The sequence below is a fragment of the Pseudoclavibacter helvolus genome (genome assembly GCF_049707175.1).
GTDB classification, from domain to species: Bacteria; Actinomycetota; Actinomycetes; order Actinomycetales; family Microbacteriaceae; genus Pseudoclavibacter; species Pseudoclavibacter helvolus_A.
On record NZ_JBNAFM010000045.1, the window covers coordinates 1 to 500 of the forward strand.

Sequence of the window (500 nt, forward strand, 5' to 3'; positions counted from 1 at the left end):
CGGTAATTAGGACTAAGTCGTAACAAGGTAGCCGTACCGGAAGGTGCGGCTGGATCACCTCCTTTCTAAGGAGCATTTAGCACGCACGCTTTGGCGTGTGGAGCTGAAGTCATTTCGGTCGCGAATGTCGATCGGTGGCGCTCATGGGTGGAACATTTGACTATTCGGTGCTCAGCGTGATGCTGGTTTAGTACGCCTCTTTGGGGGTTGGAACGGCTGGTGTTTCGGTGGGTGCTGGTGTGCACGCTGTTGGGTCCTGAGGGACCGGGCCTGCTGCTGCCGGAAGGTGGTGGTGGATCGGGCTCTTGGGCCTTCTTGGTTGGCTTTGCGTCAATCGGGTTGGTACCGATCGTATGTTGAGAACTACACAGTGGACGCGAGCATCTTGAATGCCGCAAATGTTGATCGTCTTCGGATGGTTGTGTTTGTGGTGTTCAGCAATTTTAGTCAAGAGTTTCTGAGAATGAAATGATTGGCTACTCATGTGTAAATCAAATCTT

General features: G+C 52.2%; 1 rRNA gene. It reads left to right on the forward strand.

Annotation, left to right across the window (positions count from 1 at the left end):
• Positions 1–65, forward strand: a 16S ribosomal RNA gene (locus tag ACPYN9_RS17205); the annotation flags it as partial.
• Positions 66–500 lie beyond the last annotated feature (435 nt).